Annotated in this window: 10 protein-coding genes and 1 pseudogene; 9 read left to right on the top strand and 2 right to left on the bottom strand. The window is 75.6% G+C overall.

Annotation, left to right across the window (positions count from 1 at the left end; all coding sequences use genetic code 11):
* The first annotated feature begins 162 nt into the window (after positions 1–162).
* Positions 163–1,419, top strand: a complete 1,257-nt coding sequence (locus Q3W68_RS14545) for a hypothetical protein (protein ID WP_302905930.1) — start codon at positions 163–165, stop codon at positions 1,417–1,419.
* Between the two features lie 80 nt (positions 1,420–1,499).
* Here Q3W68_RS14545 and Q3W68_RS14540 read toward each other — a convergent pair whose 3' ends face one another.
* Together Q3W68_RS14540 and Q3W68_RS14535 are read right to left on the bottom strand one after the other, a co-directional pair.
* A complete protein-coding gene (locus tag Q3W68_RS14540; RefSeq protein ID WP_302905929.1) occupies positions 1,500–2,132 on the bottom strand; it encodes a class I SAM-dependent methyltransferase in 633 nt (210 codons plus the stop codon).
* On the bottom strand, positions 2,132–2,569 hold the full coding sequence (locus tag Q3W68_RS14535) for an Rrf2 family transcriptional regulator (RefSeq protein ID WP_302905928.1): 438 nt from the start codon (positions 2,567–2,569) through the stop codon (positions 2,132–2,134). The genes Q3W68_RS14540 and Q3W68_RS14535 overlap by 1 nt, the downstream gene beginning before the upstream one ends.
* Positions 2,570–2,724: 155 nt before the next feature.
* On the opposite strand from Q3W68_RS14535, the gene Q3W68_RS14530 reads away from it, so the two are divergent.
* From Q3W68_RS14530 to rfaE2, 8 genes and pseudogenes are all read left to right on the top strand, one after another.
* On the top strand, positions 2,725–3,936 hold the full coding sequence (locus Q3W68_RS14530; RefSeq protein ID WP_302905927.1) for a globin domain-containing protein: 1,212 nt from the start codon (positions 2,725–2,727) through the stop codon (positions 3,934–3,936).
* Positions 3,937–4,104: 168 nt separating this feature from the next.
* Entirely contained in the window at positions 4,105–5,757 is a 1,653-nt protein-coding gene (locus tag Q3W68_RS14525) for a carbamoyltransferase C-terminal domain-containing protein (protein ID WP_302905926.1), read from the top strand.
* Entirely contained in the window at positions 5,754–6,770 is a 1,017-nt protein-coding gene (locus Q3W68_RS14520; RefSeq protein ID WP_302905925.1) for a glycosyltransferase family 2 protein, read from the top strand. Before Q3W68_RS14525 ends, Q3W68_RS14520 begins: the two co-directional genes overlap by 4 nt.
* On the top strand, positions 6,770–8,338 hold the full coding sequence (locus Q3W68_RS14515) for an HAD-IIIA family hydrolase (protein ID WP_302905924.1): 1,569 nt from the start codon (positions 6,770–6,772) through the stop codon (positions 8,336–8,338). Before Q3W68_RS14520 ends, Q3W68_RS14515 begins: the two co-directional genes overlap by 1 nt.
* 51 nt (positions 8,339–8,389) lie before the next feature.
* On the top strand, positions 8,390–9,373 hold the full coding sequence (locus tag Q3W68_RS14510; protein WP_302905923.1) for a glycosyltransferase: 984 nt from the start codon (positions 8,390–8,392) through the stop codon (positions 9,371–9,373).
* On the top strand, positions 9,358–10,575 hold the full coding sequence (locus Q3W68_RS14505) for a glycosyltransferase (protein WP_302905922.1): 1,218 nt from the start codon (positions 9,358–9,360) through the stop codon (positions 10,573–10,575). Before Q3W68_RS14510 ends, Q3W68_RS14505 begins: the two co-directional genes overlap by 16 nt.
* Positions 10,575–11,141, top strand: a pseudogene (locus Q3W68_RS14500) (SIS domain-containing protein); the annotation flags it as partial. The gene Q3W68_RS14505 and the pseudogene Q3W68_RS14500, both read left to right, overlap by 1 nt.
* 335 nt (positions 11,142–11,476) lie before the next feature.
* Complete coding sequence (gene rfaE2 / locus Q3W68_RS14495) at positions 11,477–12,877, top strand: D-glycero-beta-D-manno-heptose 1-phosphate adenylyltransferase (RefSeq protein WP_302905921.1); 1,401 nt, start codon at positions 11,477–11,479, stop codon at positions 12,875–12,877.
* The last annotated feature ends 1 nt before the right edge of the window (position 12,878 follow it).

The following is a 12,878-nucleotide window of genomic DNA, read 5'->3' as shown; positions in this document are numbered from 1 at the left end:
GGCGGGGTCCAGGCGGCACAACGACCCGGGCGCCGGATGTCTTCCCCGGCCAGGTCCGCGACCGGGGATCCGAGGTGTCCGACCATTGACGTCCGTCACACGCACGTGATCTGATCGCCCCCCTGAAGAATCTTTCACATTTCGATGTCTGGGAGGTCGGGCATGTCCGTGTTCCGTCGTTCCGTGCTCGCGGCGGCGCTGGCGCTCGCCACGGTGGCGTTACCCGCCGCCGCGGCGCCCGCCCGGCCGGCCGCCGCCGCGCTGCCCACCGCCGCGGTGGCGCTGGGAGACAGCTTCATCAGCGGTGAGGGCGCCGGGGCGTACGCGCCGGTGGTGGACGTCAACGGGGTGGCGCAGGGCTTCCCCGGCTGGTCCGCCGCCAACGCGAACGCCTACTTCTGCCACCGCTCGCCGAACGCCTCGCTGTTCCAGGCGAGCCTGCCGGGCATCTCCGCCCGGTTCAACCTGGCCTGCTCGGGCGGCCAGCCGTACGACATCGCCAACGCCTCGTCGACGCGGGCCAAGGGGCGGCAGGTGGCCGCCCAGCTCGACCAGCTCCGGTCGGTGGCCCGGACCCACGACATCGACCTGGTGCTCGTCGGCCTCGGCTCGAACAACAGCTCGTTCACCTTCGGCAGCGTGGCGGAGAAGTGCGCCAACCGGTTCATCGCCGACGCGTGGACGGGCTGGTGGGAGTTCTGGGCGTACCTGGGCGGGCCGGTGGAGCAGAAGCCGTGCACCGACGCCGACCTGGGCACGGCCGCGCAGTTCACCGCCGCCACCGCGGAGACCACGACGGCGCTGCGGCAGCTGCTGGCCACGCTGGACGAGATCGACGCCGACGGCCAGCACCGCGTGGTGTTCCAGGACTACACCAACCCGCTGCCGTTCGAGCTGGACCAGAGCTACTGGACCGAGGACAGCCGCGACGACACCCGGGACAAGTTCCGTGCGCTGGGCGCCGAGCGGTACGCGGCCGGCTGCCCGATCCACCGGGCCAGCCTGGCGCCCGGGCACCGCTTCTCGCAGGGGCTCGGCACGCTCGTCAGCTCGGTACGCGGCACGCTCGCCGCCGAGTTCCCGCAGGACGACCTGGTCTACCTGAACGTGCAGCGCGCCTTCGACGGCGCCCGGCTCTGCGAGTCGACAGGCAGCCCGGGCAACGCCCTGGCCACGCCGATCCGGCTGATGGACGGCCCGACCGGCACGTTCGTCACCAGCCTCTCCGGGTACGACAAGCTCGACATCCAGCGGATCGCCAACGCCTGCGGCACGTACTTCCAGACCTGCCAGGAGTCGTGGCACCCGAGTGCCGCCGGGCACAAGGTGCTCGGCCGGTGCCTGGCCGGGGCGGCGGCGACGGGTGCTCGTACCGTCTCCTGTGTCCGCGCCCCGGACGGCACGGTGAGTGTGAGCTGACCGCGCCGGTCGGCGCCCCCGCACCCCCGGGGGGCGCCGACCGAGCCCGGCCGGAACGCGAGCCCGGCCCCGGTCCGGCGTCAGGCCCGGATCGCGGTGCCGAGCACGTGCGGCGAGGCCGGGGCGGGCAGTCCGGTCGGCGGGAAGCGGAACCGGTCCAGTCCGGTCACCTCGAAACCGGCGGCCCGGATCGCGGCCACCGTGTCCCGGGCGGTGTGGCAACCGGCGCAGAACAGCGGCCAGAGCGTGGCGTCGGCCAGGCGCTGGGCGCGGCGCAGGCCGGAGGTCTCGGCCACCACGTGTTCGTAGAAGCGCAGTTCGCCGCCGGGCCGCAGCACCCGGCGTGCCTCGCGCAGCGCTACGGCCTGGTCCGGCACCGAGCAGAGCACGAGCGACAGCACCACCGCGTCGGCGGCGCCGTCGGCGACCGGCAGCGCCTCGGCGAGGCCGGCGGCGACTGTCACAGGGGCCGGGGCGCCGGGTGCGGCGGCGCGGGCCAGGGCACGCAGGCGTGGTTCCGGTTCGACGGCGACCACCCGGGTCACGCCCGGTGGATAGTGCGCGAGGTTGCGACCGTTGCCGGCGCCGACCTCGACCACCCGGCCGCGCAGTCCGGCGACCAGGCGGGCGCGGTGCTCGGCCATGCCGGCCTGGTCCATGGCGACGCTGGCGCGGGCGAAGAGCCGGGAGAAGATCGGATGGGAGACGGCCATCAGCGACCGGCCGGTGGCGCGCCGAGGCTGAGCAGGAGCGGGCCGGCGGATCCGTCGACCAGGTCGCCGAGGCGTACCCCGTCGAGCACGGCGAGGAACGCGGCCTGCGCGCGACGCAGCTCACCGCGCAGCCGGCACTCCGCGATCAGCGGGCAGACCGGCTGGGCGCAGTCGACCACCTCGCCGTCGCCCTCGAAGGCGCGGACCACCTGGCCGACTGTGATGTCCGCGGCGTGCTCGGCGAAGGCCACGCCGCCGGAGCGGCCCCGGATGGTCACCAGGACGCCGGTGCGTTGCAGCCACTGCACCACCTTGGCGACGTGGCTGCGGGGCAGCACGAGCCGGGTGGCGAGTTCGTCGACTGTGGCCCGGACCGGGGACGCGGCGGCCAGCATGGCGATCCGCAGCGCCATGTCGGTCGACCGGTTGAGCCTCACGCACCGACCCTAGCCACTCGGCGCCGTCCAGGACACCAGCAGATTCACAGTGATCCATGCCACCGCCTCCCCGGGACCTTCGGCCCTAAAAGACGAATCAAGAAATCCTGTTTCGTGGGCATCGACCTGTTCGAGCCCCGGAAGGAGATTCGGTCGTGCTCTCGGAATCCTCAGCAGCGGTCGTGACCGCCACCCTGCCCGTCGTGCGGGCGCACGGCGAGGCCATCACCGGCCGTTTCTACCAGCGGATGTTCGACGCCCACCCGGACCTGCTCGACCTGTTCAACCGGGGCAACCAGGCCACCGGGGCGCAGAAGGCCGCGCTCGCGTCGGCTGTGGTCGCGTACGCGGCGCACCTGACCGGCGACGCCGGCATGCCGTGGGGCCCGGTCCTGGACCGGATCGCGCACAAGCACGCCTCGCTCGGCATCACCGCCACCCAGTACCCGATCGTCGGGCGGCACCTGCTCGCCGCGGTCGGCGAGGTGCTCGGCGACGCGGTCACCCCGGAGGTGGCCGCCGCCTGGGACGAGGTCTACTGGCTGCTGGCCTGCGAGCTGATCGCCCGCGAGGCGCGGCTCTACGCCGGCGCCGGCGTACCCGAGGGCGGCCCGGTGTGGCAGGACTGGCGGGTGACCGGCCGCACCAGGGAGAGCGCCGACGTCGTCTCGCTCACCCTCGCGCCGGCCGGCGGCGGCGCCGCGCCCGGCTTCACCCCCGGCCGGTACGTGTCGGTCGCCGTCGACCTGGACGGCGGCCGCGGGCAGCAGATCCGGCAGTACAGCCTCTCCGGCCGTCCCGGCGCCGAGGAGTGGCGGATCACCGTGAAGCGGGTACGCGGCGCGGACGGCGCGCCCGACGGCATGGTCTCCAATCACCTGCACGACCGGGTGTCCGTCGGCGACACGCTACGGCTCAGCCCGGCGTTCGGCGAGGTCGACGCCACCGGCGGCGACGGGCCACTGCTGCTGGTCAGCGCCGGCATCGGGCTCACCCCGGCGATGGCGGCGCTGGCCCACCTGGCCGACCGGGACCCCCGACGGCAGGTGACGCTGGCGCACGCCGACCGTGACGCCGAGGCGCACGCGCTGCGCGCGGAACTCCCCGCGCTCCAGCAGCGGCTGCCGAACCTGACCGTCCACCTCTGGTATCTCGACGCCGCCGGGGCCGACCTGCCCGGCCTGAAGGCGGAGGTGTCCGCCGGGCTGATCGAACCGGACCGGCTCCCGCTGCCCGCCGGCGTGGCCGCGCACCTGTGCGGCCCGGTCGCGTTCATGAACCTGGTCCGGGCCGACCTGCTGCGCCGGGGTGTGCCGGCCGAGCGGATCGCCTACGAGGTGTTCGGCCCCGGCATGCTGCCGGGTTGAGGCCGGCCCTGTCGCGAAACAGGACTTCGGCAGACCCGTTTTTCACCACGGGGACGCGCGTCGATGCCCTGGCCAGGACCCGGGAGCCTCCACAGCGGAGGCGGCGGGCCCGCAGAGAAGTCGATGATCTACAGGTTAGGGGCGGATCACGAGGGTAGGGGTCCTCCCATGCGCGTCCTTGGCATCAACGCGATCTTCCACGACCCGGCCGCCGCCCTGGTGGTCGACGGCCGGGTGGTGGCCGCCGCCGAAGAGGAGCGGTTCAGCCGCCGCAAGCACGGCAAACGGCCGGTGCCGTTCTCCGCGTGGGAACTGCCCGAGTTGTCCGCCGCATGGTGCCTGGCCAGTGCGGGCATCGACGTCGACCGGCTCGACGCGGTCGCGTACTCCTTCGATCCCGGCCTGTGCCGCGACGCGGCCGAGCTGGGGCTGGCCGACCCGTGGGACGGGCTGCGGGTGGACTACGCGCGCCGGGCGCCGCAGTTCCTCGCCGCCGCGCTGCCCGGCCTCGACCCGGAGAAGGTGCGGTTCGTACCGCACCACGTGGCGCACGCCGCGTCCGCCGGGCTGGCCGCACCACCGGCCGGTGACGACACCGCGGTGCTGGTGCTCGACGGCCGGGGCGAGGTCGCCAGCCACCTGGCCGGGGTCTACCGGGACGGGCGGCTGTCGCCGCTGCGCTCGCAGGAACTCCCCCACTCGCTCGGCCTGCTCTACGAGGACCTGACCCGGCACCTGGGTTTCCTGCACTCCAGCGACGAGTACAAGGTGATGGCGCTGGCCTCGTACGGCACGCCGAAGCACCTGGACGCGCTGCGCGAGCTGGTCCGGGTCACCGACGACGGCGGCTTCCGGATCGAGCCGATCGACTGGGCGGGCCTGGCCAAGCGCGTCGAGGCCGGTACGGAACTGGGCGAGGCACACGCCGACCTGGCCGCCAGCGTGCAGCGGCGGCTGGAGGAAGTAGTGCTCGACCTGGCCCGTTGGCTGTACGACGCCTCCGGCGGCGCACGCACGCTCGCGATGGCCGGCGGGGTGGCGCTGAACTGCGTGGCGAACGCGCGGATCGCCGCCGAGGGCCCGTACCGCGACGTGTGGGTGCAGCCGGCCGCCGGCGACGCGGGCACGGCGCTCGGCGCGGCGCTGCACGTCGCCGGCGAACTCGGCGACCGTACCGCCCCGATGTCCGGGGTGGACCTGGGCCGGGGCTGGTCCGACGAGGAACTGGAGGCGGAGCTGCGGCGCGCGGCGCTGCCGTACACCCGGCCGGAGTCGATCGCCGCCGAGGCGGCGGAGGTGCTCGCCGGCAACGGCATCGTCGCCTGGTACCAGGGACGCAGCGAGTACGGCCCGCGCGCGCTCGGCCACCGGTCGCTGCTCGCCCACCCCGGCGACCGGGACACCACCCGCCGGATGAACGACGTGAAGGGCCGGGAGCAGTTCCGTCCGATCGCCCCGATGGTGCGCGCGGAACGCTTCCCGGACGTGTTCGAGGGCGTGTACCCGAGCCCGTACATGCTGTTCGTGCACCGGGTGAAGCCGCAGTGGCGGGACCGCATCCCGGCGGTCACCCACGTGGACGGCACGGCCCGGGTGCAGACCGTGCACGCGGAGACCGAGCCGCTGGTGGCCGAGATGCTGGCCGAGTTCGAGCGGCGTACCGGCCTGCCGGTCGTGGTGAACACGTCGCTGAACACCGCCGGGCGGCCCATGGTGGACACGCCGCGCGAGGCGATGGAGCTGTTCGGCTCCGCGCCTGTCGACCTGCTCGCGCTCGGCCCGTTCGCCGTGCGCCGCCGGGCACTCGGCGGTGACCGGTGATCAGCCTGGTCGTTCCCACACTGGGCCGCCCCAGCCTGGCCGCCCTGCTGGACGCGCTCGCCGCGCAACTGGGCGGGAAGAGACGCGACGAGACGACGGACTACGAGCTGCTGCTGGTCGACGACCGGGGCGAGGGCGCCGGGGAGCTGGCCGTGCCGGGGGCGCTGACCGCGTACACGAAGGTGCTGACCGGGCGCGGCGCGGGCCCGGCGGCCGCCCGCAACCTGGGCTGGCGCGCGGCCCGGGGCGAATGGGTGGTCTTCCTCGACGACGACGTGGTGCCGGCGCCGGACTGGGCGGCGCGGCTGCGCGCCGACCTGGCCGTGCCCGGCCGGGCCGGCGGCGTGCAGGGCGTGGTGGAGGTGCCGCTGCCGGCGCACCGGCGCCCCACCGACTGGGAACGCGGCACCGCCGGGCTGGCCGACGGGCGGTGGATCACCGCGGACATGGCGTACCGGAGGGCCGCGCTCGCCGCCGTCGGCGGGTTCGACGAGCGGTTCCCGCGCGCCTACCGGGAGGACGCCGAGCTGGCGCACCGGGTCCGCCGCGCCGGGTGGGAGCTGGTGCGCGGCACACGCCGGGTGACCCACCCGGTGCGCCCGGAGAGCCGCTGGGTCAGCCTGCGCACCCAGCGCGGCAACGCCGACGACGCGTTGCTGCGCCGCCGCTACGGCCGCCGCTGGCGCACCGAACTGGACCTGCCGCCGGGGCGGCGGCCCCGGCACACGGCGATCACCGCCGCCGGAGCGCTGGCGCTCGCCGCCGTCGCGGCACGCGCCGCCGTCCGGCACCCGGCGCGGCGGGCACTCGGCGTGGCCGGCGCGCTGTCCGCGCTCGGATGGGCGGCCGGGACCGCCGAGTTCGCCAGGGCCCGGATCGCGCCCGGTCCGCGCACCCCGGACGAGGTCGCCACCATGCTCGTCACCAGCGCGCTCATCCCGCCGACGGCGACGATCCACTGGGTACGCGGCTGGTGGCGCGCCCGCGCCGTCCCGGCCGGGGACGGCCGCTGATGTCCGCCACCGACCTGCGGCGCGGCCTGTACGACGCGGTGCTGCTGGACCGTGACGGCACGCTGGTGGAGGACGTGCCGTACAACGGCGACCCGGAGAAGGTACGGCCGGTGCCCGGCGCGCGGGAGGCGCTGGACCGGTTGCGGGCCGCCGGGTTGCGGCTGGCGGTGGTGACGAACCAGTCCGGCCTGGCCCGGGGCCTGTTCACCGAGGCGCAGATGCGTGCCGTGCACGCCCGGGTCGAGGAGTTGCTGGGCCCGTTCGACCACTGGGCGATCTGCCCGCACGACGACGGCGACGGCTGCGCCTGCCGCAAGCCGGCGCCCGGCCTGGTGCACGAGGCAGCGCGCGCGCTCGGCACCACGCCGTCCCGGTGCGTGCTCGTCGGCGACATCGGCCGGGACATGACCGCCGCGCTCGCCGCCGGCGCCACGGGTGTGCTGGTGCCCACCCCTGTCACCCGGCCCGAGGAGGTGGCCGCCGCGCCGGCCGTGGCCCGGGACCTGCCCGCCGCGGTGGACGAGGTCCTGCGCCGGGCCCGGGCGGTCCGGCCGGTGACGCCCCGGCGGACCGGCACGGTGCTCGTGGTCCGCAGCGACTCCGCCGGGGACGTGCTGGTGACCGGGCCGGGTATCCGGGCGGTAGCGGCCGGCGCGGCGCGGGTGGTGCTGCTGTGCGGGCCACGCGGCCGGGCCGCCGCCGAACTGCTGCCCGGCGTCGACGAGATCATCGAGTGGCCGCTGCCCTGGATCGACGGCTCCCCCGCGCCGGTGGACCCGGACGACATGCGCCGCCTCACCGACCGGCTCGCGGAGGTACGCGCCGACGAAGCGGTCGTGTTCACCTCCTTCCACCAGTCCGCCCTGCCCCTGGCCCTGCTGCTGCGCCTGGCCGGCGTGCCCCGGATCAGCGCGATCAGCGACGACTACCCCGGCAGCCTGCTCGACGTCCGCCACCGCGTCCCCGCCGGCGTACCCGAACCCGAACGCGCCCTGTCCCTCGCCGCCGCCGCCGGCTTCGCGCTGCCCGACCACGACGAACCGGCGCTGCGTGTGCGGACCGGGCCCGACCCGGACCGGTCCGACGGTGGGTACGTAGTGGTGCACCCCGGCGCGTCGGTGCCCGCCCGGGCCTGCCCGCCGGAACGCTGGGCGCGGATCGTGGCCGCGCTGGCGGCCGACGGCCGGCGGGTGCTGGTGACCGGCGGGCCGGACGAACGGGAGCTGACCGCCCAGGTGGCCGCCGCCGGTGGCGTGGACCTGGGTGGGACCACGGACCTGGCCGGGCTCGCCCGGCTGCTCACCGGTGCCGGTTGCCTGGTGGTCGGCAACACCGGCCCGGCGCACCTGGCCGCCGCGCTCGGCGTGCCGGTGGTGAGCCTGTTCGCGCCCACTGTGCCGTTCGGACAGTGGGGGCCCTACCGGGTGCCGACAGTGCGGCTCGGTGACGCGGGAGCGCCCTGCCGGGACACCCGCGCCACCGTCTGCCCGATACCCGGGCATCCGTGCCTGAGCGGCGTCGACCCGGGCGCGGTGGTGGCCGCCGTCCGCACGCTGGCCCCCGGCTGACCCGGCCGCCACGCCGTCGAGCACCGCAAACCGTCGCCCCCGAGGAGAGAGATGAACGTACTGCTGTGGCACGTGCACGGCTCCTGGACGACGTCCTTCGTACACGGCCGGCACCGCTACCTCGTGCCGGTCACCCCGGACCGGGGTCCGTACGGCCTGGGCCGCGCCCGCACCTACCCGTGGCCGGACAGCGCCGTCGAGATCACCCCCGAGGACCTGCGCCACGCGCACGTCGACGTGGTCATCCTGCAACGCCCCGAGGAACTCGACCTGGCCGCGCAGTGGCTGGGCCGCCGACCCGGCCGCGACGTGCCCGCGATCTACGTCGAGCACAACACCCCGAAGGGCGACGTCCCCCACACCCGCCACCCGATGGCCGACCGCGACGACCTGCTGCTCACGCACGTCACCGCGTTCAACGAGCTGTTCTGGGACAACGGCGCCACCCGCACCACAGTCGTCGACCACGGCGTCGTACCGCCCGCAGTGGAGTGGACCGGGGAACTCGACCGCCTCGCCGTCGTCACCAACGAGCCGGTACGCCGGTGGCGCGTCACCGGCACCGACCTCATGCCGCGTTTCGCGGCCGTCGCCCCGCTCGACGTGTACGGCATGGGCGTGGCCGGGCTGCCGGACGCGCTCACCGCGGCGGGTTTCCCGGGCCTGCCGGTCACCGGGCACGAGGACCTGCCCCAGCACGCCATGCACGCCGAACTCGCCAGACGACGCGCGTACCTGCACCTGTGCCGCTGGACCTCACTCGGCCTCAGCCTCATCGAGGCCATGACCATGGGCATGCCCGTGGTGGCACTGGCCACCACGGAAGCGGTGGACGCCGTCCCACCGGACGCCGGGGTGCTGTCCACCCGCGTCGACACGCTCGTGGAGGCGGCGCGCTGGCTGACCGAGGACACCGACGCCGCGTACCGGCTCGGCGCACGGGCACGCGAGGTGGCGAAGGAACGGTTCGGTCTGGACCGCTTCCTCGCCGACTGGGACCGGATCCTGGAGGAGGAGACATGCGCATCGCGATGATTTCCGAGCACGCCAGCCCACTCGCCGCCCTCGGCGAGGAGGACGCGGGCGGCCAGAACACGCACGTGGCGGAACTCGCGTCCGCGCTCACCGGCGCGGGACACGACGTCCGCGTCTACACCCGCCGCGACTCCCCCACGCTGCCCGAGGTGGTCGGCGCGCCGGACGGCTACCAGGTGTGCCACGTGCCGGCCGGTCCCGCCCGGCGGGTGCCGAAGGACGACCTGCTGCCGTACATGGGGGAGTTCGGCAGCTGGCTGGCCGACACCTGGCGGCGCGGCGGCTGGACCCCGGACGTGGCGCACGCGCACTTCTGGATGAGCGGACTGGCCACCGTGCACGCGAGCCGCCGCACCGGCGTGCCGACGGTGCTGACGTACCACGCCCTCGGCACCGTGAAGCGCCGCCACCAGGGCACCCGGGACACCAGTCCACCAGGGCGCGCCGGCTACGAGCGGGCGCTCGGCCGGGCCGTGGACCGGGTCGTCGTGCAGTGCTCGGACGAGGTCGCCGAACTGGTCCGGATGGGCGTACCCCGGTCCCGGATGGTGCTCGTCCCGTCCGGCGTCAACGAGGCGGTGTTCCGCCCGGACGGCCCGGTCGCGCCCCGCGACCCGGCCCGCCCGCGCATCCTCACGGTCGGGCGGATGGTCGAACGCAAGGGCTTCCTGGACGTGGTCCGGGCGCTGCCCGCGGTGCCGGACGCGGAGTGCGTCGTGGTCGGCGGCCCGCCCGCCCACCTGCTGCCCGCCGACACGTTCGCCCGCCGGTTGTCCGCGCTCGCCGACTCGTGCGGCGTGGCCGACCGGGTACGGCTGCTCGGCGGCGTGCCGCGCGAGGAGATGGGCGCCTGGTACCGGTCGGCGGACGTGCTCGTGGCCGCCCCCTGGTACGAGCCGTTCGGGCTCACCCCGCTGGAGGGCATGGCCTGCGGCGTGCCGGTGATCGGCACGAACGTGGGCGGCATCGCCGACAGCGTGGTGGACGGGCTCACCGGCGACCTGGTGCCGCCCCGCGATCCCCGCGCGCTCGGCACCGCGCTGCGCCGGCTGCTCGGCGACAACGTGCGCCGGTTCGCGTACGCCACCGCCGCGCTCGACCGCATCCGCAGCCGGTACTCCTGGAAGCGGTGCGCCGAGCAGCTCGGCGCGGTCTACGGCGCGCTGACCAGTGCGGCCCGGCCCACACCGGCGGTGGCGTGATGACCGGACCCGATCCACTGGAGACGCACCTGACCGGGCTGGCCGCGGCCCTGCTGCCGTACCGGCGGGAGGCGCAGCGGCTGGCCGCCTGGGGCACCGAACTGGCGTGGACGCTGGCCCGGGGCGGCCGGCTGCTGGTGGCCGGCAACGGCGGCAGCGCCGCCGAAGCACAGCACCTCACCGCCGAACTCGTCGGCAAACTCCGCCACGACCGCCAACCACTCTCCGCCATCGCCCTGCACGCCGAAACCAGCGCCCTCACCGCCATCGCCAACGACTACGGATACGACGAAACCTTCGCCCGGCAGGTACGCGCCCACGGCCGACCCCACGACCACCTCCTCCTCATGACCACCAGCGGTACCAGCACCAACCTCCTCACCGCCGCCCACGCCGCACACCAGACCGGCCTACGCACCTGGGCCTTCACCGGACCCGCACCCAACCCCCTCGCCGACCTCTGCCACGACGCGCTCGCCGTGCCGTCGTCCGACAGCCAGGTGGTGCAGGAGCTGCACCTGGTCTCGACGCACCTGCTGTGCGAGTACGTCGAGCAGGCGCTGCCGCTGGTCCGGCACCTCCCGCACGCGCCGTGGCGGCCGGCCGATCCCGCATCCGTGGATCGGACCGGCCGGAGGGCGGCCGAGGGCGGGCCGGACCGGGCCGGGCGGGACGGCCTGGTGCTGGCCGCTGTCGACGGCGCGGCACCGTTCGGCGCGGGCGGGCACGGGTCCAACGGGCACGCGCCGAACGGACACGGGCCCAACGGGCACGGTCCGAACGGGCACGGTCCGAACGGACACGGTCCGCACGGCTTCGCGCCGCCGAAGGGATTCGCGGCGGACGGGCGCGCGGCGAACGGGCGCCGCGACGGCGACACCGGCACCGGCTGGGTGGAGTCGTGAACGGCCCCCTTGTCGTCGTCGGCGACGCGCTGCTCGACCGCGACGTGGACGGCACCGTCACCCGGATCTGCCCGGACGCACCGGTGCCGGTGCTCGACGAGCGCACCGCCACCGACCGGCCGGGCGGCGCCGGACTCGCGGCGCTGCTCGCGGCCGCCGACGGCGGTGAGGTCGCGCTCGTCACAGCGCTCGCCGACGACGCCGGTGGCGCGCGCCTGGCGGAGCTGCTGACCGGCGCGGGCGTCGCGCTCTACCCGATGCGCCTGCCCGGCGCGACGGCGGAGAAGATCCGGCTGCGGGCCGGCGGGCAGACGCTCCTGCGGCTGGACCGCGGCGGCGACCCACAGGCGCCGGGAGAGCCGTCGCAGGCGGTACGGGAGCTGCTCGGCCGGGCCGGCGCGGTCCTGGTCAGCGACTACGGGCGCGGGTTGCTGCGGCAGCCGGCGCTGCGAGCGGCGCTGGCCGAGGCGACCGCGCCGGTGGTCTGGGATCCGCACCCGCGCGGCCCGGCCCCGGTCCCCGGCACCCGGCTGACCACGCCGAACCTCGACGAGCTGCGCCGCGTCACCGGCGACGCGGGCGGCGGCTCGCCGCTCACCACCGCCACCCGGGCCGGTCAGGAGCTTCGTCACCGGTGGCGGGTCGGCGCGGTCGCGGTGACCATGGGGCCGGACGGCGCGGTGCTGTGCCACGGCGGCACCACCCCGCTGGTGCTGCCCCCGTCGTCGGTGCCGGAGCAGGTCGAGGACACCTGCGGCGCGGGCGATCGGTTCGCCGCCGCCGCGGCCCGGGCGCTCGGTGAGGGCGCGCGGATCGCCGAGGCGGTCCGCGCGGCGGTGGAGGCCGCGTCGGCGTACGTGGCGGCGGGCGGGGCCGCCGGGCTGCGCCGCGAACAGGCACCGGCTCCGCCGGATCCGGCACGCCCCGCCGAGGACCTGATCGCCGGGGTACGCGCCGACGGCGGCACCGTGGTCGCCACCGGCGGCTGCTTCGACATCCTGCACGCCGGGCACCTGTCCACGTTGCGCGCGGCCCGCCGCCTCGGTGACTGCCTGGTCGTCTGCCTCAACTCCGACGCGAGCGTGCGCGGGCTCAAGGGACCGGAGCGCCCGGTCAACCCGGCCGAGGACCGGGCCCGGCTGCTGGCGGCGCTGGACTGCGTCGACGCGGTGGTGGTCTTCGACGAGCCGACCCCGCACCAGGTGCTGGCCCGGCTGCGCCCGGACGTCTGGGTCAAGGGCGGCGACTACGGCGACGTCGAGCTGCCCGAGGCGGAACTGGTACGCCGCTGGGGCGGCCGGGTGGTCACCGTCCCCTACCTGTCCGGCCGGTCCACCACCGGCACCATCTCCGCCGCGCGGCAGCGCGGTCTGCACCTGGTCCGAACAGTGGTCTGAA

It is taken from the genome of Micromonospora sp. C28ISP2-4, assembly GCF_030519385.1.
Taxonomy (GTDB): Bacteria; Actinomycetota; Actinomycetes; order Mycobacteriales; family Micromonosporaceae; genus Micromonospora; species Micromonospora tulbaghiae.
This window is presented reverse-complemented; position numbering and strand designations above follow the sequence as displayed.